Origin of the sequence: Synechococcus sp. R55.7, from assembly GCF_047461955.1 — a bacterium.
In the GTDB taxonomy this organism is placed as follows: Bacteria; Cyanobacteriota; Cyanobacteriia; order Thermostichales; family Thermostichaceae; genus Thermostichus.
In genome coordinates this window covers 1-587 of record NZ_JANSIC010000502.1, presented here as the reverse complement: position 1 = coordinate 587, position 587 = coordinate 1, and the positions used below count along the sequence as shown (strand labels likewise).

The window sequence follows — 587 nt, the reverse complement described above, 5'->3', positions numbered from 1 at the left end:
ATTAAGCAGTGCCAAGTGCTCAGCTTCCTGGTCTATAAGCCCAGCGGCCTGCGCTAAGGGAGCTCTGGTCAGCGAAAGGGGAGAGCTTCTCCCCTTTTGGTCAAGCCTCCTGGCTTGACTTCTTTGTATGGCCGTTCTCGGTGGCACGGCAATAGAGACCGTGGTTCGGTAATGGTCATGTACAACGTTGCCGTCAACGGGCAACCGGGGTTGGGAACCAGCCTCGTTGGTCTCGGATGTTGCAGCACTCCTTCAGAGACCTGCGGGTCTATGAAGCAACTGGGACAGAGGAAGGGACAAAAACCTCACTGTTAAGGGGATGGGGCACTAGAAACCCCATCTGCCTATACGGTGGGGTAGTTCATGGTGACCCTATTTCTAGGATCCGATGCCCATAAGGGATCCCAGCCCTACCGCCAGAAGAGCGGCCAAAGTTGTTTGAATGCCGTTCACGACTTCGTTGGTCATCCAGGCCAAACGGGGTTGTAACACCACTCCCATCCAGCTTTCCGCCAGGGTGGCCAGGATCCCAGCCAGCCAGCAGATGCCCAACCAAAATGGGCTTTCCCCCACCCACTCCCCGCCAA

1 pseudogene is annotated in these 587 nt (G+C 56.6%); it reads right to left on the bottom strand.

Annotated features, from left to right (window positions below):
* Positions 1-378 precede the first annotated feature (378 nt).
* Positions 379-587 (bottom strand): annotated as a pseudogene (locus tag NW820_RS13375) (TIGR00297 family protein); the annotation flags it as partial.